Source organism: Streptomyces sp. NBC_00236 (assembly GCF_036195045.1).
Classification (GTDB): Bacteria; Actinomycetota; Actinomycetes; order Streptomycetales; family Streptomycetaceae; genus Streptomyces.
The window spans coordinates 2,892,188-2,915,567 of sequence record NZ_CP108100.1 but is presented as its reverse complement, the minus strand read 5'-3'; the positions used below and the strand labels follow the sequence as shown (position 1 = coordinate 2,915,567).

20 protein-coding genes are annotated in these 23,380 nt (G+C 67.7%); 12 read left to right on the top strand and 8 right to left on the bottom strand.

From position 1 onward, the window contains the following. Nucleotides 1–11 precede the first annotated feature (11 nt). Complete coding sequence (locus OG446_RS13030; protein WP_328894193.1) at nucleotides 12–1,343, top strand: PQQ-binding-like beta-propeller repeat protein; 1,332 nt, start codon at nucleotides 12–14, stop codon at nucleotides 1,341–1,343. Between the two features lie 34 nt (nucleotides 1,344–1,377). Here OG446_RS13030 and OG446_RS13025 read toward each other — a convergent pair whose 3' ends face one another. Beyond that, nucleotides 1,378–2,121, bottom strand: coding sequence for a metallophosphoesterase (locus tag OG446_RS13025; protein WP_328894192.1), 744 nt, complete (start codon nucleotides 2,119–2,121; stop codon nucleotides 1,378–1,380). Between the two features lie 171 nt (nucleotides 2,122–2,292). Here OG446_RS13025 and OG446_RS13020 point away from each other — a divergent pair, with 171 nt between their 5' ends. Beyond that, entirely contained in the window at nucleotides 2,293–2,898 is a 606-nt protein-coding gene (locus OG446_RS13020; RefSeq protein WP_328894191.1) for a CGNR zinc finger domain-containing protein, read from the top strand. 46 nt (nucleotides 2,899–2,944) lie between these two features. Here the strand turns inward: OG446_RS13020 and OG446_RS13015 are convergent, their stop codons facing one another. Both OG446_RS13015 and OG446_RS13010 read right to left on the bottom strand, forming a co-directional pair. Next, nucleotides 2,945–5,047: a WD40 repeat domain-containing serine/threonine protein kinase gene (locus OG446_RS13015; RefSeq protein ID WP_328894190.1), complete on the bottom strand. Its 2,103-nt coding sequence runs from the start codon at nucleotides 5,045–5,047 to the stop codon at nucleotides 2,945–2,947. A gap of 290 nt (nucleotides 5,048–5,337) precedes the next feature. After that, entirely contained in the window at nucleotides 5,338–5,928 is a 591-nt protein-coding gene (locus tag OG446_RS13010) for a hypothetical protein (RefSeq protein ID WP_328894189.1), read from the bottom strand. Nucleotides 5,929–6,873: 945 nt separating this feature from the next. On the opposite strand from OG446_RS13010, the gene OG446_RS13005 reads away from it, so the two are divergent. Further along, nucleotides 6,874–7,119, top strand: coding sequence for a hypothetical protein (locus OG446_RS13005; RefSeq protein WP_328894188.1), 246 nt, complete (start codon nucleotides 6,874–6,876; stop codon nucleotides 7,117–7,119). 81 nt (nucleotides 7,120–7,200) lie between these two features. On the opposite strand, the gene OG446_RS13000 is transcribed toward OG446_RS13005, so the two are convergent. The 3 genes from OG446_RS13000 to OG446_RS12990 form a co-directional block, all read right to left on the bottom strand. After that, nucleotides 7,201–7,704: a lamin tail domain-containing protein gene (locus OG446_RS13000; protein ID WP_328894187.1), complete on the bottom strand. Its 504-nt coding sequence runs from the start codon at nucleotides 7,702–7,704 to the stop codon at nucleotides 7,201–7,203. A 307-nt stretch (nucleotides 7,705–8,011) separates the two neighbouring features. Next, the gene (locus OG446_RS12995) at nucleotides 8,012–9,088 is read right to left on the bottom strand and encodes a hypothetical protein (RefSeq protein ID WP_328894186.1); all 1,077 of its coding nucleotides are present in this window, start codon (nucleotides 9,086–9,088) and stop codon (nucleotides 8,012–8,014) included. A gap of 179 nt (nucleotides 9,089–9,267) precedes the next feature. Further along, complete coding sequence (locus OG446_RS12990) at nucleotides 9,268–9,474, bottom strand: hypothetical protein (RefSeq protein ID WP_328894185.1); 207 nt, start codon at nucleotides 9,472–9,474, stop codon at nucleotides 9,268–9,270. A gap of 461 nt (nucleotides 9,475–9,935) precedes the next feature. On the opposite strand from OG446_RS12990, the gene OG446_RS12985 reads away from it, so the two are divergent. The 4 genes from OG446_RS12985 to OG446_RS12970 all read left to right on the top strand — a co-directional run bounded on the left by OG446_RS12985 (nucleotide 9,936) and on the right by OG446_RS12970 (nucleotide 14,978). Next, nucleotides 9,936–10,667 (top strand): DUF5919 domain-containing protein, encoded by a 732-nt coding sequence (locus OG446_RS12985; RefSeq protein ID WP_328894184.1) that lies wholly within the window; start codon nucleotides 9,936–9,938, stop codon nucleotides 10,665–10,667. Nucleotides 10,668–10,785: 118 nt separating this feature from the next. Then, nucleotides 10,786–11,259, top strand: a complete 474-nt coding sequence (gene haaN, locus OG446_RS12980; protein ID WP_328894183.1) for a cyclophane-containing RiPP N-acetyltransferase HaaN — start codon at nucleotides 10,786–10,788, stop codon at nucleotides 11,257–11,259. Nucleotides 11,260–11,383: 124 nt separating this feature from the next. After that, a complete protein-coding gene (locus tag OG446_RS12975) occupies nucleotides 11,384–14,038 on the top strand; it encodes an ATP/GTP-binding protein (RefSeq protein ID WP_328894182.1) in 2,655 nt (884 codons plus the stop codon). A 4-nt stretch (nucleotides 14,039–14,042) separates the two neighbouring features. Then, nucleotides 14,043–14,978: a phosphotransferase gene (locus OG446_RS12970; protein WP_328894181.1), complete on the top strand. Its 936-nt coding sequence runs from the start codon at nucleotides 14,043–14,045 to the stop codon at nucleotides 14,976–14,978. 130 nt (nucleotides 14,979–15,108) lie between these two features. Here OG446_RS12970 and OG446_RS12965 read toward each other — a convergent pair whose 3' ends face one another. Further along, nucleotides 15,109–16,167 carry a hypothetical protein gene (locus tag OG446_RS12965; protein ID WP_328894180.1) on the bottom strand — a complete coding sequence of 353 codons (1,059 nt, stop codon included), beginning with the start codon at nucleotides 16,165–16,167 and terminating at the stop codon, nucleotides 15,109–15,111. 993 nt (nucleotides 16,168–17,160) lie between these two features. Between OG446_RS12965 and OG446_RS12960 the strand changes: the two genes are divergently transcribed. After that, nucleotides 17,161–17,892, top strand: a complete 732-nt coding sequence (locus OG446_RS12960; RefSeq protein WP_328894179.1) for an XRE family transcriptional regulator — start codon at nucleotides 17,161–17,163, stop codon at nucleotides 17,890–17,892. Nucleotides 17,893–18,337: 445 nt separating this feature from the next. Here the strand turns inward: OG446_RS12960 and OG446_RS12955 are convergent, their stop codons facing one another. Beyond that, nucleotides 18,338–18,499, bottom strand: a complete 162-nt coding sequence (locus tag OG446_RS12955) for a hypothetical protein (protein ID WP_328894178.1) — start codon at nucleotides 18,497–18,499, stop codon at nucleotides 18,338–18,340. A gap of 419 nt (nucleotides 18,500–18,918) precedes the next feature. Here OG446_RS12955 and OG446_RS12950 point away from each other — a divergent pair, with 419 nt between their 5' ends. The 4 genes from OG446_RS12950 (at nucleotide 18,919) to OG446_RS12935 (ending at nucleotide 23,374) form a co-directional block, all read left to right on the top strand. Then, nucleotides 18,919–20,997 carry a helix-turn-helix transcriptional regulator gene (locus OG446_RS12950; protein WP_328894177.1) on the top strand — a complete coding sequence of 693 codons (2,079 nt, stop codon included), beginning with the start codon at nucleotides 18,919–18,921 and terminating at the stop codon, nucleotides 20,995–20,997. Beyond that, entirely contained in the window at nucleotides 20,994–21,959 is a 966-nt protein-coding gene (locus OG446_RS12945) for a hypothetical protein (protein WP_328894176.1), read from the top strand. The genes OG446_RS12950 and OG446_RS12945 overlap by 4 nt, the downstream gene beginning before the upstream one ends. After that, complete coding sequence (locus OG446_RS12940; protein WP_328894175.1) at nucleotides 21,956–22,873, top strand: DUF6339 family protein; 918 nt, start codon at nucleotides 21,956–21,958, stop codon at nucleotides 22,871–22,873. The genes OG446_RS12945 and OG446_RS12940 overlap by 4 nt, the downstream gene beginning before the upstream one ends. An 87-nt stretch (nucleotides 22,874–22,960) precedes the next feature. Then, nucleotides 22,961–23,374 (top strand): hypothetical protein, encoded by a 414-nt coding sequence (locus tag OG446_RS12935; protein WP_328894174.1) that lies wholly within the window; start codon nucleotides 22,961–22,963, stop codon nucleotides 23,372–23,374. The last annotated feature ends 6 nt before the right edge of the window (nucleotides 23,375–23,380 follow it).

The following is a 23,380-nucleotide window of genomic DNA, read 5'->3' as shown; positions in this document are numbered from 1 at the left end:
AGGGGTTCTTCATGCGCAGACTGTTCGGTCTTCTGCTTCTCCTTCCGTTGCTCGCCGGCTGCTTCGCGCCCGGTCCGTCGGACGTCGAGTGGTACGAGGAAGTCGAGGACGCCTTTCGTGTGCCGTTGCCCGTGCCGACGGATGGATCGGGCGGCTGGGCGCTGGTGAACCGGCGCCTGGGGGTCATCGGGCAGGGCAGAGTGGTGGCGAGGGTCGACCCGAGCGGGGAGGTCCTCTGGCGTACGAGGCTGCCGGCCCGGTTCGCCCTCACCGGACGGCCGGGGCAGGTGCACGCCGTCGTCAGCCCGTCGGAGATGCCGTTGACGCTCATCGGCGCGCCCGTGCCCGGCCGATTGCCGTTCGTCGCGACGCTCGATCCCCTGACCGGTCGCTTCACGGAACTCGCCTACCCTCCGGCCCGTACCCCTGGGGAACTGCGTTATGTCACTGTTGCGTTGGCATCGCAAACGCAAACGCGTACGGCGGTGGCGGCCACGTGCCTGCCCGAATCCTCCTGCACACTGACAGCCTGGGACGCGGCCACCGGCCAGATCCGGTGGAAGCGCCGAACCCGCGGCCCGGCCGTCTTCGCCGGCCCATGTGACCAGGGCGGGATGCAGGGGGGAAGGCCGGACCACCTCTGGCGGAGATGTGATCCGCTGGTATCCGTCGCCGACGGCCGTCTCGTGACCCTCCTGAACGGTGAGGACCGGCTCCGGTCAAGTCCCCTCGACCTTCCCGGAGGTGACATCGCACAGGTGCTGCCCACCCGCTACCGCATCGTCGTGGTGACAGCCCCGCACGGACCCGGCTGCCGCGCGCAGGCGGCGGCGTACGGCTTCGAGGCCGATACGGGTGCCCCGGCCTGGCAACGCGCCTTCACCTGGGACCAGCCCCGGGCGGCCGTCCGCGAAGGGTGCCGCAGGGATCCGTCGATCCCGCTTCTCACCGACTCCTGCCTGATCCTGCCGGACGCGGCGGGCGCCCTGGTCGGGGACGATTACCACGGAACGTTCTTCCTGCGACTGAAGCCCGGTGAGTACCCCGTCATCGACGGTTCCGAGGTGCTCGCCTACCGCGTGGACGGCAGTCACCGCGACCCGCTGCGCACCGCCTCCACTCTCCCCCGAAGCCGTCCCGTGGAACTAGGGCCCACCGCAGAGGCTTTGGGGCAGAACCTCTGGTACGTCCCGGAGAAGGGCCGAAGGGGTGAGGTCATCGCGGCCGACGTCGACGGGAAGATCACTTGGCGTCGCACCACCGGCGGCTTCCCGTTCTTCCTCGGCAACCGCCTTGTGTACGCGCTCGGTTCCGAGCTGGTCGCGCTCCGCACAGCCGACTGAGCCGCCCGCCCGGGTCGACGCCGTGCGCGACTGCCTACGGGAGCACGACGCGGTAGTGGGTCGTCAGCCGCCGTTCCTCGTCGAGGACGTGGAACGCGAGACCGGGCGGCTGGTCCCGGTCCGCGGCCTGGTCGCCCTCCCAGGGCATGCGCAGGGTCCAGGTGACGGCCGGTCCGACGATCAGGGGGCGTCCGGCGAAGGTCGAGGCGGCCGCGGTGTGGGCGTGGCCCGTGAGGACGGCGGCCACCTGCGGATGGGCATCCAGCAGAGCCGCCAGCCTTGCGGGCTCCTGGAGCATGTAGGCGTCGGGCAGGGGGTGATGGAGCGCGACCGGCGGCTGGTGGAAGGCGATCAGGGCCGGGGTGTCCTGCGGCAGTGCGGTGAGGGTGGTGTCGATCCAGGTGACCGTATCGGTGTCGAGGAGCCCGTCGTCCTCCCCCGGGATGGTGGAGTCGCACATCAGGACCGCGGTGCCGGTGACGTGGTGGAGCCGGTTGACGGGGCCGTCCCCGGGCGCCTCACCGAGCAGGGCCTTCCGGTACGCCGGCCGGGCGTCGTGGTTCCCGGGGCAGGTGAGCACGGGGAAGGGGGCGGCCAGGATCCGGGCGGCTTCCTCGTACTCGGCCTCCTCGCCGTGATCGGCGATGTCCCCGGTGACCAGGAGCGCGTCGACCGGGCGGGGCAGGGCTCGCAGGTAGTCCATGACGCGGACGGCGCGTTCGGTCGCCCTCTCGCTGCCGTCCAGGTGCAGGTCGCTGATCTGTGCAAGCAGCGTCATTCCGCAGTCTCCTTCAATGACGGTTCAACCGACGGTCCGTACAGGGGCAGGCACCTTCACCCACCCCGCACTAACGGAAATTCTCGTCTTTTCCGTTAGAGACCCTAGAGTGTGCGCAGGGACGTGATCAAGTGGTCGACTCCCGGAACCGAGAAGGAAGGGGAATGTCCCGTGGAGCGCTGGCTGCCCCTGGAACTGGCGAGCACGGTTCGCCACGACGGCGACGGCGGCGTCGCCGATGACCTCGCCACGGTCCGGGGAGCGACGCACTGGATCCAGGCGCAGGCGGATCTGCTGGCCGCCCACGTCCCGGCCGCCGATCTCGTGGCGGACGAGGACCTCAGGCTCCGCGTCATCGAGCTCCGTCAGGCGGTCCGGGCCCTGTTCGCCCAGGCGGTCAGCCCCGCCCCGCCCAGCCCGGCGGACGCCCATCGACTGATGCCCGCCGACCGGGCCATGACCCACCTCAACACGGTCGCCGCGCGCGAACCGGTGGCGCCTCAACTGGACTGGCCGGCCGGTGGAGTTCCCGGTACCCGACTGCTGTCCGCGGAGACAGACCCGTACGTACGGCTCCTCGCGACCCTGGCCCGATCGGCCATCGACTTCCTCAGCGGCCCGCAGCGCGAGCAGCTGCGCTCCTGCACCGCGCCCCGCTGCGTGCGCTACTTCGTGAAGAGCCACGGACGCCAGGAGTGGTGCAAGCCGTCCTGCGGCAACCGCGCCCGGGCGGCTCGCCACTACAGGCGCCGGAGCGCGACGGCCGGGGGTGGCTGAGAGGCGCCCGTCCCGGGCGGTCCGCAGGTCAGGCCCGCGGGTCAGGTCATGACCGTGGGAGCTTCCACAGGTAGACGGCACCGTCGGAGCTCGCCGACGCGACGAGCGTGCCGTCAGGGCTGAACGCCAAGTGCTGCACGTTCCAGTTGTTGCCGGTCAACTCGTACCTCAGCTTGTTCTCCGCCATGTCCCAGACCTTGACGACATCGCCGTTGAACACGGCGAGGACGGAGCCGCGAGGGCCGTACTGCACGCTCTGGACCGGCACCACTATCGTCTCGTTGACGGTGTCCGCGAGGCTGCCGTCGGAGGCGTTCCGCACCTCGACCGACCGGTTCTTCGCGGCGACGGCGATGGCTTCGCCGTCGGCGCTGTAGGAGACGCCGTAGACCTCCTCGGCGCTGCCGAGCTCCTTGCGCACCTTGTGTCGGGCCGTGTCCCAGAGCTGCACGACTCCCTCGGAGCCGGGGCTCCGGTCGCCGTCCCAGCCCACCGTGGCCAGCGTCTTCCCGTCGCGGCTGAACGCCACCTGCATCGCCTGCATGTCGTCGTCGAGAACGGCGACCCGCTTGCCCAGATCCCGGCCGGACTGCGCGTTCCAGAGGTGCGCGCCGCCCTCGCTCGCCGTGGCCAGGAGCCGGCCATCGGGACTGAACGCCACGCTGTCCAGGATGTCCGAATCGTCGTCGGTCGTCGTGATGGAGGCGACCTGCCGCCGCTGGGCCACGTCCCACAGCGCCACGACGCTGCTGCCCGTCCCGGCGGCGAGCAGACGCCCGTCGGGGCTGAAGGCGACCGCGGTCACCGACACCGTGGTGCTGCCCGGCGCCGGGCGCAGGGCCAGGGTCGCCCGGACCTTGCGGCGGGCCACGTCCCACAGCCGCACCGTGCCGTCCGCGCTGCCCGTCGCGAGGGTCTTGCCGTCGGGGCTGAACGCCAGACCTTCCGGCCCTTTGCCGTGGAGGTAGCCGCCGAGCGTGGCCGTCGGTGCCATCGCGGTGGGCTTGTCGTCGTGGGACGAACTGTCCGGCAGCAGTACGGCAATCAGGACGCCGACCACAGCCAGCACCCCGACTCCGCCCACCAGCGCGGGCACGGACATCGGCGGCGCGGCCGTGAGGGGATCGGGCTGCGCGGGCTCGGGTACGGTCACCGCGCCCGGCGCCGGTTCCTGCCCCCGCGGCGCCGCCGGTGCGGTGGCGGCGCCGTGGAAGGCGGCCGCGGGGTCGAGGACGGTGCGCGGCGACGGCACGGCAGGAGCCGGGGGTCCGGCCTCGGCCGTACGGCACAGCTGGATGACCTCGGTCAGACCGGGTCGGTTCCGCGGGTCCTTCTCCAGACAGCGGGCGGCTACGGTCCGCACCGGTTCGGGGCAGCCGTCGAGGTCCGGGGCCTGTTCGAGGATGCGGTACAGCACGCTGTGCCCCGCGCCGCCGAACGCCGGCCGCGCCGTGGCGGCGAACGCGGCGATGGCGCCGAGGGCGAAGACGTCGACGGCCTCGGTGAGGCTCTCGGCCCTGATGTACTCGGGCGCCATGTAACCGGGCGTTCCGGCCAGCATGCCCGTACTCGTCACCGACGTGACGTCAGTGGCCCGGGCGATGCCGAAGTCGATGACCTTGGGGCCGTCGGCGCTGAGGAGGATGTTGGAGGGCTTCAGATCGCGGTGGATCACCCCGGCCGCGTGGATGGACTGCAACGCCTCGGCGACCTGCGCCGTCAGCGCGAGCACCGCCGCGACCGCCAGCGGCCCCCGCTCGGCCACCGCGTCGTGCAGCGCCGGCCCCGGGACGTACGCCGTGGCCAGCCACGGTTCGTCGGCGCCCAGATCCGCGTCGACGACCGGCACGGTGTACAGGCCCTGCACCCGCCGGGCCGCGGACACCTCCTGCTCGAACCGCTTGCGGAACGACGCGTCGGCCGCGTACTCGCGGTGCACGACCTTGACCGCCACCGCGCTGCCGGCCGGGGTGCGTGCCAGGTAGACCCGGCCCATGCCGCCCGCACCGAGCAGGCCCTCCAGCCGGTACGGGCCGGCGGTGACCGGATCGCCGGATCCCAGCGGACGGACCGGCGGCGGATCGGCGGGCCACCCCGGGGCGCCTGCCGGGTGCGGAACAGCGCGCGGACCATGGTCCGGATGGGACATGCTGACGGTCACCCCTTGGGTCTCTCGTGCGAGGCCACGGCCCAACGCGCCCTCGCCGTACGGAACGCGGCGCCCCGCGCAGGCCGTGGGCCGCGCCGGTTCGAGCGTCAGGGTAATGGAGCCCCGGCCGAGGCGTCTGTCCCGTTCCCGTCACAAGCAGGGGTCCACCGACGCCCGCGGTCCGGCCACCCTTCCCCCGTACCCCCGTGCGCTCCGCTACGTGCGGCCGACCGCCCGACGGCTGTCGACGGCCGACCCGGAAGCGGCGTGGCCCCGTGTGATCAGGCGCTTCAGCCGGCAGCGCCGAGCCGCTCCCGCTCGGAGTGGTAGAGCCGCCTGTGCGTGTCCTCCGGGGCGGGATCGGCGGACAGTTCGGCGAGGCCCGCACGGGAACCGGCGGAAACAGGGACGTGCAGCTCGGCGAGGGCCGCGGCCACCTCCGCGAACAGCGCGTCATCGTCGAACGCGATGTCGTACAAGCAGGCTTCGGCGAAGGTGCGCCCGCCCAGTTCCCAGTAGGTCAGCTCCGAGTCGACCTTGACGACCGGAGGCGGCTGCCGGTCCACCCGCTGTTCCGGGTGCAGCCAGTACCCGTAGAAGCCGCTGTCCTCGTCCTGGGCCACGGCCATCAGATACGTGGCCATCTGCGTGGAGGCCGCACAGTTGGCCATGATGTCCGGATCGGCACGCTCCTCCGCGCTGAGATAGCTGAAGTCGGTCAGCGGGTGCGGGGCGCCGGGCTCCAGGATCGTGATGCCGAACTGCTCGAAGGGGTGCCCGCGTCCTTCCCACTGCGCTGTCGCCAGGAGCCGTACGTCCTCCGGCACGGGACGGCCGTCCAGCCGCAGCCGGGAGAACTCCTTCAACCGCTCTTCACACACAGATGAATCCTCTCGCCGCCCTGGATGGCGCCTCGGAGGGTACAGGTGGGGAGATGCGCGGGCGCACCGGCGTGGAGGCGGAGCTGTACGCAGAGGTCACCAGGAGCACATCCGGGCGACGGGCAACGACACCCCCGTCCCACCCCCACCCCCCGCTTCACGCTCCTGGGGAAGGGCCGGGCATACCCGGAGTGGGGAGTGATGTGGGTGCGGTCAGTGCAGTGGGACCAGCCCCCGAGCACCCACGTCACTCCCCACACGACGTCGCGGGCGGGAGTCGGGGGCGGCCCCTGTTGCTGACGGGCAGCCCATGCGAGAAGCCCCGTCCCTGCCGTGGCAGGAACGGGGCCTCGAGTGGAGCGCTGGGCAGGCCTTGCACCTGCATTTCCCCGCGGGAAGCGGGGCGTCTTTCCTTGGACCACCAACGCACGGGCAACAGCACCGCCGAAGCGGCCCGCGCCTTCAAGATCAACTATATCCCACGCTCCCGGTCGGGGGCAGGGGCCCCGGCCAGGAGGAGCCGGACGCACGACCGGCCGACCGGCAGGCAGCGGAGGCAATCCGCGGTAGGCCCGGCCAGTCCCGCTGTGTACTGACTGAGCGGGCGCTGCTGGACGGACGGAGGAGGCCGCCAACTGGCCCTCGTGCGAGGCGATATGGGCATGGGCGGCCCGGGTGCGAGCTGCGGTCGGCCGGAGCCCGGTGCGGGCCGGCCGGTCCCAGGAGCCCGGCCGTGAGCTCCATGTGAAGCCGACGGCCGGCTTCGTGGATGCGCGATCAACGGGCGGCCGGGTTCCCGACGACGGCCGTACTCGGGGCCGGCTCCGCTCACCGCACGGGCGCTCCTGCGACCGCTGTGGCCGCTGAACCGCCGCTGCTACGGTGTGGGCCGAATATTCCGACACGGGGCGGCGTGTGACTGCCGCGCAGGGGCGGGGAGTGACGATGAGCAGTCGCTACAGGATCGAGCAGGTCGCCGATCTGCCGCCCGCCGCGGCGGCGGCCTTGGCGATGGTCGTCTTCGCCCTGATCATCGGTGTGGCATGGGCGCTGCTGCGCCTGCCCGACTCGTCCAGACTGCGCAGCCCCGCCGCCCGCGAACGCGCCCAGCGCCGCAAGGAGAGCCAACGGCGGCAGAACAAGCTGCGCGCCCGGCGCGAGGCGCTCCAGCGGAAGTCCGCCCGGCGCTGACGCGACGGCGGCGCGTGTCGATGCCCGTGGGCCGACGGTGCCGCCGGATTGTGCGCCGGGCGGGGGTCGGATTCCCTTCGCTCAGCCGTGGTACGTGATGTAGCCGTTGCCGTCCCGGTCGTTGGACTTCTTGGTGTAGGAGTGGACGTCGGCGCGGGAACCGGTGGGCTTGTACAGGTAGATGGTGTCCTTGTCGTTGTTCCAGATGAAGTTGCAGTTCTGGCGGTAGACGACGTTCTTGGCGTCGGAGTCGGTGCCGCGTGCACCGCGCAGGCTGACGTAGTCGCCGGGCTGCAGGTAGTGGCTCGCCTTGAAGGTGAACCTGTTGCCGGTGGCGTCCCTGACGACGTAGCCCTTCAGGTTGACCGTCGAGGTGCGCGAGTAGTTCTTGATCGTCAGGTACTCGTTCTTGGTGTTGCCACCCGAGCACTTGTTGGAGTCCTTGCCCGGGGCGTCGTACTGCACGCCCTTGATCTTCAGAGCCGACGAATACTCGGCAGCCTGTGCAGGAGCCGCGGCTGTGAGGCCGAGCGCGATGACCGAAGCGGCAGCCGCGGCCGTGGCTATGGCGTGACGGGCGTTCATGAGGATTCCCCCCTCATTGGTGCGGATAGAGCGTGCTGGAGCATATCGAAACTTGTGACCATCACGTGAAGGGAATCTGTAGGAAATGTGTCCAGCGTGCTGGGCGTGCTGACGGACCCCGTGCTCGGTAGCCGTGCCAACAGCACCTCCGTCCCCACCGGCCCGCTGGTGGGGAACCCGGGGCAGTTCTCGAAGTGAGTTCGGATCACGGATCAGGTACGTCATCCGGGTCGTCGTACAAGCTCGCGCCGTACCGCTTCAGTGCCGCGCGGAGCCGCAAAGGGCTCACGTCGGCTCGCCGCCTCTCTCAACGACCCGAAGTGCGTTTGACGGCGTAGGCGCACAGGCGGGTGCCGTAGAGGTCCAGGGCGTCGTCGGGGTCCGTCGTGTAGTGGTCGGCGACCTCCGCCCATTGGTCCCAGCCATGGAGGCGGGCGTGGCGGCGGTCGTCGTCGGTGCGCTGGGGTTCGCGGAGCTCCGTGGCGGTGGCGCGTTGTCGGAGCCATGCCTGCCATGCGGGGTTTCCGGTGGGCTGGGCGGTGTGCGGGTGGGGCTCGGCCGGCAGCTTTTCGTGCGCAGCGACAGTGGTCCGGTCGCGGAGTTGCGCGGTGATGTACGCGGCGGGCTGCGCGGGGCGCCAGGTGATCCACCAGGAGGTCAGCTCGGCGGCGATGTCGGGGGCGTCGAGCCCCTGGTCGATCAACGGACGGAGCCCGTAAGCGAGTCGGCGTAGCCCTTCGCCCTGTGTCCAGGGGATATGCGGCCGGACCTGGGCGGCGATCCTGATGTCGGCCGCGACCTGCAGGGGGCTTCGCAGCGTTGACTTTCCGGGGCGGGAGGCGGCTTGTGGCCTCGCGCGCCTGCGCGGGGTGTCTTTGAACGTCTCGTCTGCTTCAGCTATGGGTTTGCGGGGGCGGGCGGTGAGAGATTGGGGCTCACGTTTCGCCACTGACGTGTGCCCGGGCGGCCCCGGCACCCCGACCACCCGGGCCTCGAACCCGTGACCCTGGATGCGGTTGCCGCGGGCCCGGTCGTAGGCGGACGAGATGGTGGCCGCGTAGATCGTCGCCGTACCCGCGTACGGGCGCCCGGGAAGCCGCAGATTGCGTCGCGACCCGTGCCGCACCCAGGCCAACGCCCCCAACTCCCGCAGATATCCGACGTGACGCTTGACCGTCGCCCTCGACAGAGCGCAACGGGCGGCCGTTCCATCGAGGTCGTACAGGACGGTCCCCGCGATGTAGCCCATCCGCCCGGCCAGGTCCCGCGCGATACGTAACGTCGCCTCGCCCGCCTTCGGATGGAGCCCGGCCTCCTCGACGAGCCACACCACCGCACGTAGCCATGCCCGGGGCTGCGCGTGCCGGGCGGCGGTCGTGGACACCTCCTGGAACGGCCCGGGGACGGGCTGCCAATCAGGATCCGGGCATGGCGGGGAGACGCGGCGCGGGGCCGCGCCGAGAACACGGCGCATCACTGTCCAGGGAATGGAGGGAGGGGCGGGGCAGGCCGGGGCGCCGGCCTGTGCCCGCGCCGTACCGGGCGCACGGGTGAGACTGGGCGCTACTCCTTGGTTGGTCCCGGGGGGCTTTCCCAGTGCTGCGGAAGCACGGGCGGGGCGCAGGCCTGCGGCGAGGGCCGGACGACCTGGCCGCCTTCCGTCTGTACGACGGTGTTGGCGCGTCCATGCTGCAGCGCCGCGACGACCGCTTCGACGGCTCCTGCGTGCAGGATGCCGAGGTAGACGTACGGTCTGCCGGTGGAGGTCATCGCAGGTCGGATGCTGCGGTAGCTCCGTTCCGGAATACCCAGCTCTGCGAGAGCTGTCCTCAACCCCTCGCTTGCGGTGAGGGCTGTTTCATAGCCTTCCCGCCACCGCGGAAGACCGATGCCGGTCACTGGATGACTCGGGCTGCGTGAGGGTGCCGTCGGATCTCAACGGAGGCGTCGGTGGCGCGCGAGTAGTCGCCCGCGGCCCTGGCTGCCCGCCGCAGCTCGGCCAGTTTGGAGCAGACGACACAGTCGGCGTTCGGTTCCGGTGGTGCAGGCGGGACGGGAGGCGTGAAGGGATGGGCGGTTGGTGGCTCCGAGCTCTTCATGGCGGCCAGGATGGTCGCCCCTATAGGACGTATCTCTGCGAAGTGCACGGACAGTTGGACACGCTGGCGCTACGGTCCAAGAAGGCCCAAACGTCGCAGGGGGAAGTCTTGAATGCCGCACTACGATCAGCTATGTCGGATGCCCAGTTGTCGCCTCGCAGGCTTGCCGCTCGCATTGGGGTGGCGCCGAAGACTGTAGAGCGATGGCTGGCCGACGCCGAGTTAGTACCCCACGCAAGGAACCGTACTGACGCCTGTCAGGCGCTGAAGGTGGATGAACAGATGATCTGGCCGAGGGTTGTGCAGGACCGGGTGAAGACGGGCCACGACCGGGAGGTCGTCCAGGCCTATCCCTACCGGTCTGCGTGCCCGTCGACCGTGTGGGGCGGGCTGGTCGATGAAGCGACGGAGCAGATCTACCTGGCCGGTTACACGAACTACTTCCTCTGGCTGGAACAGCCGGCCTTCGTCGAGACGCTTCGCAGGAAGGTTGAGGCGGGTTGCCGTGTCCGGTTCCTGCTGGGGGACCCGGATGGTGAAGTGACTCGCCAGCGCGAGACGGTCGAGGATGTCGCCCTGAGCGTCTCCACACGCGTCCGGATCACCCTCGAACACCTGGCACGCCTGAGCGCTTCAAGCTCCGTGGAGGCTCGCTTCAGCAGCCACGAGGACGCCGTCAACCACGTGTCTTTGTCCGTGTTCCGATTCGATCAGCAGGCGCTGGTCACTCCGCACCTTGCGCGGCTTGTCGGACACGATTCGCCGTTGCTCCATCTTCGACGGCAGGGGGACGGCGGGATGTTCGACCGGTTCGCCGAACATGCCGAGGAGCTGTGGAGCCGGGGCACACCGGTATCCGTCTGAGGCGGACCGGCGTTCGATCTACCTCATCTCGTGGTTCCCAGCCGTGGCCGATGCGATGGTGATCCTTACGTTTGCCTCGGTGCTGCAGACGAGAGGCTGAGGAACTCAGGAGATACACATGCCTGTCACGATTCGCCCTGCCGGCCAGGGGGACATCCTTGCTGTGGCCGATCTGATTGAGGAGATCGAGCGGTTCTACGGCTCCGTCGAGATTCAGCCGATGGACGAGCGCCGCACCCAGATTGAACAAGCGCTCTTCGGCTCACCACCGCTGGCCGCCGCCCTCCTGGTGGTGGAGGCGAACGGCGACATCGCCGGTATGGCCGCCTACTCGTTTCTCTGGCCGGCGAGAGGCACCACGCATTCACTGTTCCTCAAGGAGCTCTACGTTCGGGAGACGCTGCGACAGCAGGGCGTCGGAGCACAGCTGATGGCGGAGCTCCGCAAGGTTGCTGCTGCTCGTCCTGGGTGTAGCCGAGTTGAGTGGATGACCGATCGCAGCAACCCGGCTGCTCGGAACTTCTACAGGTCGCTGGGGTTCGCAGAATTCGAAGGGAAGATCATCTATCGGATCGATGCCTCGAAGGCCTGAATGAGACCTGCTGTCCAGCGTCAGCGGTACTCCGGCGTGACCGGGCACGCTCCGTACGCACTTGACCACTGCCCAACAGTACTGCTGGTCTGTGGCAGTTGAGACGCCAACCCTGGGGGTCCGTATGTCCCGATCCGATCTGCGAGCGTTGTTCAGGTCAAACGACCGCGAGTTGAAGGCCGTCGACTTCTTTGCGGACCGTCGAGACGAGTGGGCCACGGTGGCGGCCGCGATTGCCGGCCATACACGGCGGGTGCGACAGCCCGGGTTCGATGTGGAGGACCTGGAGGCGCCCCGACGCAACGCTCTCGTCTTCTACGGCGTCGGCGGCATCGGCAAGTCCACGCTCTCGCGCGGTCTTGCCGAGCACTTGGCGGACCCGGCGGCGCGTGCGGGCGACTGGCCTCCCCTGAACCCGATGGTCTGCCCGGTGTTACCTGTGCGGGTTGACCTGTCCAACGAATCCGGCGCCGACTTCGAGTCGCTGATTCTGGCCATGAGGCTGGCGGTCTCGGAGCTGGGGCAGCCGATGCCCGCATTTGACCTGGCCTTCCAGCGGTACTGGGAACGCAACCATCCGGGTGAGCCGGTCGACGAATACCTGAGGCGTCGCACATGGTTCAGCCGGTTTCCCGGAGTGGGGTCGCTGCCGGAGCAGATGCAGTCGGCGCTCGCCGACGTCGCACAAGTGGTGGCCATGCCGGGCACAGCAGGCTCCGTCGTAGGGCAAAGCGTCGGAGCACTCGTCCGAGCGCTGCGGGAGCACCGGCAGAACGTGCGCGCCCTCGCGGAGTGCCGTCGCCTGGCTGACCTCCTCGAAGCAGAGCCGGACCTTGACGCACTGAGCTACTACGCTCACCTACTCGCCTGGGACCTCAGCCGCCTGCCGGAGAAGAAGCGCGCCACGCTCGTTGTGCTGCTGGACACGTTCGAAGACGTTGGTGACCGTGTGCACCGCGACCTCGAGCGGCTGATCCAACGTGTGGTGTGGCTCATGCCGAACGCGTTGTTCATCATCACCGGGCGTAACCGAATCCAGTGGGACGACCCCAAACTCGAAGGTCAACTGGACTGGGTCGGCCAGGACTGCTGGCCCTCGCTGGTGGGCGGCGCAACGGACGAACCACGCCAGCACACGGTCGGATACCTCTCCGCAGCGGACTGCGAAACCTACTTGTGCCAGCGGCTGACGATCGCCGGGCGGCCGCTGATGGATGACCGCACCCGGCACTTGATCACGGCCAACTCCCACGGTCTGCCTCTCTACCTGGACCTTGCCGTCATGCGTTTCCTCGACCTCTACCGTCGTAACGACCGCGCCCCAGCCCCCGGAGAGTTCAACCTCGACTTTCCCGCTCTGGTCGCACGCACGTTCCGCGATCTCAACCCGGATGTGCGCCGAGTACTGCGTGCCGTGAGCCTGCTCGACTCCTTCTCCACCGAGCTGGCCACCGCAGCAGCGGGCCTTGACCACGACGCTCCCGCACTGGACCTGGTCGAGCGCCCCTTCATTGACGTCGACCCCGGCGCGCCATGGCGCTACCAGTTGCACGGGCTCATCAGGGATGCCGTACGGGAGGCGGACGACACGAGCGAGGACCGGTGGAGCGAAGCGGACTGGAAGCGTGCTGCCGGACGCGCTTTTCTCGCACTAGGACGTGAGACGGACGGCGCCGACCGCGTGAGACTCGTCGCGGCACTGCGGCAGGGCCTGCGCCTGGCCCGTGACTACGAGCTGGACCTGGGCTGGCTGGCCGATGCCGCGTTCAGTTACGTGGACGACTTCGTCTGGGAGCCCATCGAGCTTCCCGCAGGGGAAGTGAGCGGCACGGCTGAAGGCTCACCGGCCGAAGCCCTGGCCGTGACGCTATCGACGATCGCCCAACGTCAACGCGAGCACCGTAGTCACACTGCGAGCCGGTTGCGCCTCGTTCTTGAAGGGGGTCAGCTCCCCGACCACCTTCTGGAACTTCCTCGCTATTTCCTTGCCGAGTGTGATCGTGACCTGGGGAACTTCGACGCCTCTTTGGACGGCATGCGGCAGGTGGCTGACTCAGGTGGGCGCCTGGCACCGACGGCAGCCCGGGGACTCGTCCACCTGGCTCGCCGTGTCGGCCGTTTCGAACGGGTGCGGACGGCCGTCGAGAGTCTCGGTCCTGAGGGCCGGGCCGACCGGGCCCGCGGCGATCTCTGGTGGACGCAGGGGAACATCGGGCCTGCCTGCTCGGCTTACGCCGCAGGCCGGGACGAAGCACTGGACCTCGATCAGCCGGGTGAGGCCGCACTGTCCCAGGCCTGCCTGGCCTTCGCCGCTGCCTTCCAGGACCGTCCCCGCGCGGCCGAACAGATCGCCCGGGCCGAGCAGATGCTCGGGGGAGTCGCGATTCGCTGGGCGGACCTCCAGACGTCCATCGCTTCCCTCGTACGAGATGCCGGAGTCGCTGCGGACCTGCCGCAGCGGGCCGAGGACGCCGTAGTCCGAGCTTGTGAGGCGGGTCTTACCTCGTCGCTCGCCTATATCCGCCTTGCGGTCTGCCTCCACTTCCTCGTCCTTGGGGAGCCGGTCGCGCTGGCCGGGGCAAGGACCCGGTTGCGAGAATGCGTGCACGGTGAAGAGTTTGCCTACCTGGCAGAGCTCTCGTACCTGATGGCAGGCGAGGAGCCGCCTGCCGACCTTCCCCGCGCTCAGTGGCTGGACGGGCAGGCAGCCGTCCAGGCACGCTGGGTGGCTATCGTCGAGGACCGGCGCCGGGAGGCTGCCGCGATCAGAGGAGAATGAGCAGGTGGCGAAGTACACCACGCTGGACCAGATCGACCTGCCGGTTGTGGCGGAGCGCTACGGGCTGAAGGAACCCCGGCTTGCTCCGCTTGCCGGGGGAGCGGCGAACTCCAGCTTCCGCATCACCAGCGCCGCCGACGAGTTCGTCCTCACCATTCTCGACAATCACGACACGGCCAGCGCTGAGCGCCTCGCTTCTCATACGCAGGCACTGTTCCACCTGGGCGTACCGACCGTCGCGGTCGTGCCGGCCACTGACGGATCGACCATCACCCACTTCGGCGATCGTCCGGTGATCTTGAAGGCGTGGGCCGACGGCACGGTGGAACAGCCACTGCCCGTGGCGCTGCTTCCCGAAGCCGGCCGGATCCTCGCCGCACTTCACGCACTTCCGCCTCAGTCAGCCGGCCTGGCCGACATCCCTGTCGGTACCCGGCGCCTCTCGGCCGACCACGAGGCCCTGATCCCGAGTTTTGCGGACCGGCGCTTCGCCGACTGGCTCGTTGATCAGCTCTCCCGCGTCCACCAGGTCGAAGCGGCGAGCCACCGGCCACGGACGATCACGCACGGAGACCTTTTCGACGACAACGTCATCGTGGGGGCCGATGGAAGCCTCACGGTTCTCGACTGGGAGACGGTGTCGCTGGATGACCCGCTGCTGGACCTCGGGATGGCAGCAGTGGGCCTTGCGCAGGAGGACGGTGTACTCGCGGCGCCACGCTTGAAGGCTCTGGTCGAGGGCTACGAGCAGGCTTGCCCTCTTGCCGAGGAAGACAGACGTGCCCTTCCTGCTGAGATCATTCACGCGGCGCTGATCATCGCGTTCCACCGCTACTACCGTCACAACGTTCGCTTCCCTGACGCGGCTAAGAGCGACTACCACTTGGAGATGATCAGCTTCGTGGAGTCTGTGGCGGGAGCGGTTGAAGTGCTCGGTTGACGGGCAACCAAGCCGGCGCAACGGCTCAGTTTGCCTTCGCGTACTGATCCGACAAAGTCGCTCCATGCAGCCTTGAAGTCGAGCCTGCAAGACGGGCCGGGAGCCGGTGTGGTGTCACGACGCATCTGCTTCACCGCCTCGCCCCACCTCCTGCAGCGCGTTTGACCGCGTAGCCGCACAGGCGGGTGCCGTAGAGGTCCAGGGCGTCGTCGGGGTCCGTGGCGTAGTGGTCGGCGATCTCCGCCCATCGGTCCCAGCCGTACAGGCGGGCGTGGCGGCGATCGTCGTCGGTACGTTGCGGCTCGTGGAACTCCGTTGCCGTGGCGCGTTGCCGTAGCCATGCCTGCCATGCGGGGTTTCCGGTGGGCTCGGCGGTGTGCGGGTGGGCAGCTTCGGCGGACTCGTCTTCGGGCGGCTCGACAGCCGTCCGGTCGCGGAGTTGCGCGGCGATGTACGCGGCAGGCCGCGCGGGACGCCAGCTGATCCACCAGGAGGTCAGTTCGGCGGTGATGTCGTGGGCGTCGAGGCCCTGGTCGATCAACGGCCGTAGTGCGTAGGCGAGTCGACGCAATCCCTCGCTTTGGGTCCAAGGGACGTGCGGCCGGACCTGAGCGGCGACCCGCATGTCGGCGGCGACCCGTAGCGGGCTCCTCGGTGTCGATTCCCCGGGGCGGGAGGTGGGCCGCGGCCTCGCGCGCCTGCGCGGGGTGTCTTTGAACCTCTCGTCTGCCTCAGCTACGGGTTTGCGGGGGCGGGCGGCGAGAGATTGGGGCTCACCCACCTGACCGCCGGGACCGTCTGCCGCTGGGGTGCGCATGGGCGGCACCGGCACCGCGACCACCCGGGCCCCGAACCCCTGACCCTCGACCCGGTTACCGTGCGCCCGGTCGTAGGCGTACGGGATGGTGGCCGCGTAGATCGTTGCCGTACCCGCGTACGGACGCCCGGGAAGCCGCAGATTGCGTCGCGACCCGTGCCGTACCCAGACCAGAGCCCCCAACTCCCGCAGATATCCGACGTGACGCTTGACCGTCGCCCGGGACAGACGGCATCGGGTGGCTGTTCCGTCGAGGTCGTACAGCACGGTTCCCGCGGTGTAGTCCATCCGGCCGGCCAGGTCCCGGGCGATACGTAGCGTCGCCTCGCCCGTCCTCGGATGAAGCCCGGCCTCCTCGACCAGCCACACCACAGCACGCAACCACGCCCGTGGCTGTGCATGCCGGGCGGCGGTCGCGGACAGCTCCTGGAGCGGGCCGGGGACGGGTTGCCGATCGGGGTCCGGGCATGGCTGAGGGACGCGGCACGGGGCCGCGCCGGAGACACGACGCATCACTGTCCAGGGAGGGGAGGGAGGGCGGGGCGCGGCGGAAGTTCCGGGCGCCCGAGGGGCGTACGGCAGAAGACCGGTGTGTGGGCGGCTCGTCGTCGACCCCGGGCGGGGACGTGTCACGCGAGGCTTGCGGCGCCCCGCAGCGAACTATGGCTCGACCGGTCCCGGGCGTGCCTCCTCATGCGCGCGTCCGTGCTCCGAAGTGGAGAGCGGGAAGGCGGCGTTGGGGCGCTGCTCGGATCGCCGAGGCGGCCGGGCCGTTGGAGCGGCACCGTGCTCTGCCGAGAGGCTCGGGCTACCGAGTTCTCGCAGCAACGCCGCAGTGATTGCCTCGACGGCTTCTGCGTTCAAGATTCCGAGGTAGACGTACGGTCTGCCGGTGGAGGTGATCGCTGGGCGGATGCGGCGGTAGCTGCGCTCCGGGAGGCCCAGCTTCGCGAGGGCTGCCCGCAATCCTTCACTTGCCGCCAGGGCGGCCGCGCGGCTCTCGCGCCACTGGGGGAGGCCGATGTCGGTCACTGGGCTCCCTCAACTACGTGAGGGTGCCTGCGGATCTCTACCGAGGCATCGGTAGCGCGCGAGTAGTCTCCCGCGCTTCTGGCTGTCTGCCGCTGTTCGGCCAAGTCCGCGGCACACCCTGCAGTTGTCGGGCGGTTCTGGTGGAGCCGGCGGGATGGGAAGGTCGATGGGTCGGGCGGTTCCGGGCTTCGGGTTCTTCATGGTCGCGAGGATGGCCACCCCTTTGGGACGTATCTCCGCGAACTCCACCGACAGTTGGACGCTCTGTCGCTATGTTCCAAGAACGCCCAAACGTCGCAGGGGGAAGTCTTGAACGTCGCTCTACGATCGGCTATGTCGGATGCCCAGTTGTCACCTCGCAGGCTCGCGTCTCGCATTGGGGTCGCGCCGAAGACGGTGGAGCGATGGCTGGCTGACGCCGAGCTGGTACCGCATGCAAGAAACCGTATTGACGCCTGTCAGGCACTGAAGGTGGATGAACACATGATCTGGCCGAAGGCTGTACAGGAACGAGTGAAGTCGGGACATGACCGAGAGCTCGTTCAGGCCTACCCCTACCGGTCCGCATGTCCGTCGACCGTTTGGGGCGACCTGATCGAGGGGGCTGACGAGCAGATCTACCTGGCCGGATACACGAACTACTTTCTCTGGCTTGAGCAGCCCGCCTTCGTCGAGACCCTTCGCAAGAAGGTCGATGCGGGTTGCCGAGTCCGCTTCCTGCTGGGGGATCCGGACGGCGAGGTGACCCGGCAGCGGGAGACGGTCGAGGATGTCGCACTGAGCGTTTCCACGCGCGTCCGGATCACCCTTGAGCACTTGGGGCGCCTCGGTGTAGCCAGTCGCGTGGAGTCTCGTTTCAGCAGCCACGAGGACGCTGTCAACCACGTGTCTCTGTCCGTGTTCCGATTCGACCAGGAAGCGTTGGTCACCCCGCACCTTGCACGGCTCGTCGGCCACGACTCGCCGTTGCTTCACCTTCGACGGCATGGTGACGGCGGCATGTTCGACCGGTTCGCCGAACATGCCGAGGAGCTGTGGAGCCGGGGTGTGCCGGTGTCGCTGTAATGCCGGCTGGTGCGCTGCAGTCCGCAGACCGGGCTCAGTAGCGTGATCGACGCGGTCAGCGCGCGGACCGCGTGCGCTGCCGGATGCCGTGTCGGATTGGTGGGGCGTCATCCTCGGAGCCGATTCGAAGCTGGGCCGGTGCGACCTCGCCATTCGCTCGTCACACCGGGTGGACATGTCGACGGCGCGCGGATCGTCAAGCGTGAGGCTTGCCTTACGCTCCACGCCGGAACAGGGGCTGAGCCTGCGGTGGCCGTGCCGAAGGAGGTCGGCGATCCATTTGATCACCGACCTCCTCCACTGGCTGCGCGTCCATGGCCGCGATGTGGACGAGGCACTGGACCTAGCCCAGATGCACTTCGAGAGAGCAGTCGGGGAAGTCCGATGACCGCAAGGTCACCTCAGGGCTGTGGCCGCTGGTTGTCGGCGCTCATCGGCTTGCCGGTCAGTCGTCTTCGGTCTCGTACGACCGGGATGACCAGTCGCAGCGGACATCGTCGATCTCGACGCTGCCAACCGTGCCGTCGGGTGCATGGTTCACGCGGATAGACGCACTGCGGTCGGCGGGCACGGAGATGCTGTACTCGATCATCTTCTTCGCGGTCACGCGTGAGAATCCCTTCTGTAGCCCTCGATATGAACTATAAGGAATGCCGCATAAGTAACTGTCTGAAATAGCCGAAAGCGTTACTTGATGCCCAAATGGGGTGTTACCTGACAATCCGTCATTGATTGTCGGCTTGAGCCCCGCTTCCCCCTGAGCCTTGTCATCCACGGCCGCCCGGCCTTGACGATTGGGCCCGCAGGATGGCTCTCGCGGTGCCGCATGGCCCAGGATCGTACACGTGTTCAGCGGCGGGGGTTGCGATCTCGACAGGCCGCACGCTGAATCTGGTTGTTCGAAAGTTTGGTTTGTGGCTAAATATCCTTTTTGCCGTATGCTTGATGCAAGAACTCTTCATTTCGTGTCGCCGATAAACTTTTACCCTGTAGCATCTGCGGAACGGCGGGTGAGAGGGGTGCGGTGTGACGCTGGAATTCGACGCATGGCTGGTGGGGCTTCTGCGGCAAAGAGGCATGTCGCAGAAGGAGTTGGCCGAGCTGGTGAAGGTGACGCCGGCAGCGGTGAACGCGTGGGCGAACGGCCGGTCCGTGCCGCGGTACGAGAAGATCGCCGCTGTCGCCGCCGCTCTGGAGGTCGGGGTGGACGACGCGGTGAACCGCAGAACGCCGAGATCGACGCCGTCGGACCTGGAGTGGGTCTTTCAGCGGGCGCCTGAGGACGGTAGTCGGATCGGGGGCAACGCCGCCGCGTATGCCTTCGCTGCGAACCTGGAAGTTCTTGCGCGTGAGGCGACCCAGAACAGCCTCGACGAGCGATTTGATCAGAGTCTGCCCGTCACCTCACGGTTCGTCCTTCACGAAGTGACGGGTCGTCACCTGCGGGACTTTCTTTCGGCATTGCGTTGGGACTCGATCGAGGGACACCTGCGTGAGGCCGCGGATCGGCGGCAGAAGGCAGGCCGAGTTCTGATTGACGGGCTCAACGAGTTGGAGCGGACCGAGCGCCTTGTCCTGCTTCGCATCGACGATTACAACGCCGCAGGACTAACCGGTCCCGAGTACAGGGACGGGCGCTTCGCGCGCGTGGTGCGGCGAACGCTCGACAGTGGCAAGGCAGGGGCGCAGGGAGGGTCGTACGGGCTAGGTAAGGCGGCACTGTGGGCGGCGAGCAGGTTCGGGCTGGTCCTCGTCAACAGCACCTTGTCGGAGAAGCAGGACGGCCGGGACGAGCGACGCATGGCCGGACGGCTCGAACTCCCCTGGCATGCCCTGAACGGTGAGGAATTTGCGGGGCCGGCCTGGTTCGGCGCAAAGGACAAGGATCGGCTGAACTCTGCGCGGTCGTGGTGGGCCGACAGCGCCACCGCGGAAAGCCTCTACCTGGAGCGGGCCGACGATTCGCCCGGGACATCGTTCCTTGTAGTGGGCGCTTACGACGGTTCGGGTGACACTGAGGACTTGGAGGAGATGTACGAGCAGCTCACAGCCGGGGTCGCGCATAACTTCTGGGCGTCCATGGTCGCAGGCGGGCAGAGCGGCCCGCTGTTGCGTGCCTCCGTCGCGGCGTGGCGCGACGGTCAAGTAGTTCGGCATGAGCGCAACATCGACCCTCATGTCCATGAACCGGCCAAGTCGCGGGCCGTGAAGGCATTCCTTGACGGTCGGACGACGTCTGAGCTGACATCTCGCGAAGACGTTCTGCAGGCCCCGGTGTCACTCAGGTTGCCTGCGCCGAAGGAGCCTCGAGAGGGGGGAGAGCATTCGGGTAGCCACGAAGCCGTTCTGTTGGTGACGCCAACGTTGGAGGACGACCCGAAGCCTGACCGCGTTTCCTTCATGAGAGCCAGCCGCATGGTGGTCAAGGAAAAGAAGGTCACCGACCTTCCCCTGGGGCATCGTCGCTTCCAAGCGATTCTGCTCGCAGGTGTGGCCACGGGGAATGCCTCTCCTGAGGCAGAAGCCGCGGAGCGGTTCCTGCGCACTGCGGAGCCTCCCGATCACAATGACTGGACCAGCACCGAGGACCTCACTGCCACGTACGTCCGCGGTGCCCGGCAGGCAATTATCGACTTCAAGAAGGCGGCAGATCAGGCGGTCAGAGATCTGCTGAAGGGCCAGGAAGAGGAGAGTGACGTCGATGACGGACCGCAGATCCTGAGAGATTTGTTGACCCTCGATGCGCCGAAGAAATCACGTGCGCAGGGATTTCCGACAGTGCACAGTGTCGAGGGATCCGTCTCGGCCAGCGGATCGTGGCACGTCAAAGTAACGGTCAAGCTTCCGGATCGGGGCGATCCGTGGGTACTCGCGCCCATCGCTCGCTTTGTGGTCCAGTCCGGCGGAAACATCCCTGTCGAATGGGCTGGAACGCTGATCCCTGAAAGGAATTGCGAGTTGACCAGAAATGGGAATCTGCGCTTTCGGGGCGGCGTGACAAGAGGTGTGTTCAGAGGTGTCACCGACGTGTCCAGCCATCCCGTGGCTGCCCATATGTCATGTATTGAAGTAGAAGTTCCCAGGGCCAAGGAGGTATCAGAGTGAGGACGGCATTTCCGTATCCGATCCTGGGCGGAGACGTGGCGCTGATGGTCAACGAGGTCTGGGTGGACAACATCAAGCTCAACCTCAAACTGGTATCCGACACCGAACGCACCGTCGCACTTCACTCGATCAAGCGGGAGTGGGATGAAATCAAGGTCAAGGTGTCCGTTACCGCCGATGCTGATGAGTTGGCATCGGATATCTGGGAGTCTCCGACCTGCATAGCCATGGTTCGAAATCGACGAACCAATGTCCGTCTTTCCTTTCCCCTTGCTCGCGAAGGGGAGGGGCGTTGGGGCGGTGAAGTGGAGTTGCGCCGGGGGGAGCATATCGACCGGTGTGAAATCGATGCGCTGATTGTCGCCCGAGTCGAGGGTGTGGAGGGACGTCTGATCGGCCGGGCCGAGAGTCGATGGAGCGCAGACTTTCAGGCGAAGCAACCGGTCCGGCAGCGAAGCATAAAGATGGTTTGGAAAGATTTCCCTGACCACCCTGCCCTGAGGGAATTCCGTGACGATCCTTGGATTCTTGATGCAGAGCAAAATGAGCCCATCCTCTACCTCAACTCCTCCGTCGAAGGGTTTCGGGCAGTACTGGAAAATGCGTCGAGCGCCGAGCGGAAACTCGTTCGTGAGGTGATGGCCACGCAAATTGCTGCTGAGGCGTGGACGGCAATGTTCAACGCTGCGTTGTATGCCAGTGCAGTGAACGACGGTGAGCCGGAGTGGCCGGGCGGATGGCATGAAGAAATTCTGCGGCGCATGCTTCCCGACTTTTTTCCGGATATTTCACCGGATGAGGCACTGGTAGAATTGGTTGGGCGTCGGGCCAGCGGCGAAAGCGCGTCGGACCTGCACGCTCGGTTGATGCACTCGGCGACGCTTCACTCCAGGAAGCAGAAGACCGTGGCGAGTGCTGCACGGACCCTGGCGCGCATGGCGGATGCACAGGGCGATTCATGAGCACGCGAATTGAGAGGGATGCGCCGGAGAGGATCGGTCGACTCTCGGACGCCGTATCGGCACGAGCGATCACCCCGCGCGTCCTTCAGGGGTACGAGCCCCTTTCGTTCTCCTTGCTGAAGGAACAGGTCGAGGACCCCGTCGATTCCGGTGCGCGCTGGGAGGCCGGCCCCGTGCGAGAGCTGCTGACCGAGGCCATGCGCAGGTTCTCGGGGGAGGCGCCCACGCGCAGCGATGCCTGGTTGGCCCCACGGCTCCACTACACGCTTCGTCTCACGAGGGCAGAGGCGTCCGAAACGAGTCTCTGGAACTTCCTCGGGCTGTGCCTGGCGCCGGACTTTGTCCAATGGCGATGGGGCACTGGGGGTGAACGACGGCAGGTGAGGCAGGCCGCTCGGTTCTCCGGGCGGTGGGATGTGCAGTGCTTCTCCCGCTTGTGGTGGGCAGCGGAGCTGTTCCGAGACGGCAGGAACTATGGTCCTGCTGAGGTCGCCTGCGGGAATCAGGACGTCCTGAATACCGTGCTCCGACAGGAAATGATCAAGCATCGACCCGCGGCTCAGGCGCTTCTGAGACTTCTGATCCGCGAGGTCGTTCGTACCGGCAGGGACATCAACGCTGCCGCCTCGGTTGCAAATGCGGCAGGAGCCACCCTTGTGTACGAGGCACTGGCGCCGGACGAGTTGCAGGACGCCGATGCTCTGCACGAGTGGGTGCAGGCGGCTGGGAACGGTCCGACGGTTCGGTACGACAGATTGCCCCAGGGGCCGAATGACGGCAGCGTCCCGCAGGGATCGTCAGAGATTCTGATGGCACGGTTCGAGAGTCTCTTCGAGGATGCTCCGGTCAGGGGCAGGGCCCGACCGGCCGCCGAGGATGGTGGCACTGACAGCAGGCGTCGCTCAGACGCCTAAGACTCGTCCCGCAAATGATGGTCGAGGCCGGTAGGGCAAGGTGCAGTGGCAAGATGACGGCTTCGACGCTCCTGAGAGGCCATCCTCGTGCCCACGCCCGCCGACTACCTCGCACTGGCGCATGCCGAGAGAGACATCGTTGTGCTGCAGCGTCTCGCGCAATGTCCGTACCCCTTCGTCTGGCAGGCCCTGGCCGCCAATCCCCACACCCCGCCCGTAGCCCTGCAGGAGCTGAGCACGGCCCGAGACAGTGTCTGGAACGACAACAGACTCCTTCGCCTGCTTGCTGAACATCCAGGCGCGAACCCCCTCGTTCTTCGAGCTGTCCTCGATGCCGTTGCCGCGAAGCTCGAAGAGGGCGAACGGCCCTACGCCGCTGTGCTTGCTCTCGCAGGCCGGCTGGAGCTTCAGGCGGACGAGGTCAGGAAGCTCGGCAACCTCCGTGGCGCCTCTGCCCGTCTGCGTCACCTGCTTGGCAGGCGGTTGAGCATTCGCATCTGAGCTATC

What these genes read in the sequence shown, in the direction of transcription:
- OG446_RS12975 (WP_328894182.1), top strand. Translation starts at nt 11,384, where the DNA reads ATGTCCCGATCCGATCTGCGAGCGTTGTTCAGGTCAAACGACCGCGAG.
- OG446_RS13015 (WP_328894190.1), bottom strand. Translation starts at nt 5,047, where the DNA reads ATGTCCCATCCGGACCATGGTCCGCGCGCTGTTCCGCACCCGGCAGGC.
- OG446_RS12940 (WP_328894175.1), top strand. Translation starts at nt 21,956, where the DNA reads ATGAGCACGCGAATTGAGAGGGATGCGCCGGAGAGGATCGGTCGACTC.
- OG446_RS12990 (WP_328894185.1), bottom strand. Translation starts at nt 9,474, where the DNA reads ATGACCTCCACCGGCAGACCGTACGTCTACCTCGGCATCCTGCACGCA.
- OG446_RS12985 (WP_328894184.1), top strand. Translation starts at nt 9,936, where the DNA reads ATGTCGGATGCCCAGTTGTCGCCTCGCAGGCTTGCCGCTCGCATTGGG.
- OG446_RS13000 (WP_328894187.1), bottom strand. Translation starts at nt 7,704, where the DNA reads ATGAACGCCCGTCACGCCATAGCCACGGCCGCGGCTGCCGCTTCGGTC.
- OG446_RS13005 (WP_328894188.1), top strand. Translation starts at nt 6,874, where the DNA reads ATGAGCAGTCGCTACAGGATCGAGCAGGTCGCCGATCTGCCGCCCGCC.
- OG446_RS13025 (WP_328894192.1), bottom strand. Translation starts at nt 2,121, where the DNA reads ATGACGCTGCTTGCACAGATCAGCGACCTGCACCTGGACGGCAGCGAG.
- OG446_RS13030 (WP_328894193.1), top strand. Translation starts at nt 12, where the DNA reads ATGCGCAGACTGTTCGGTCTTCTGCTTCTCCTTCCGTTGCTCGCCGGC.
- OG446_RS12960 (WP_328894179.1), top strand. Translation starts at nt 17,161, where the DNA reads ATGTCGGATGCCCAGTTGTCACCTCGCAGGCTCGCGTCTCGCATTGGG.
- haaN (WP_328894183.1), top strand. Translation starts at nt 10,786, where the DNA reads ATGCCTGTCACGATTCGCCCTGCCGGCCAGGGGGACATCCTTGCTGTG.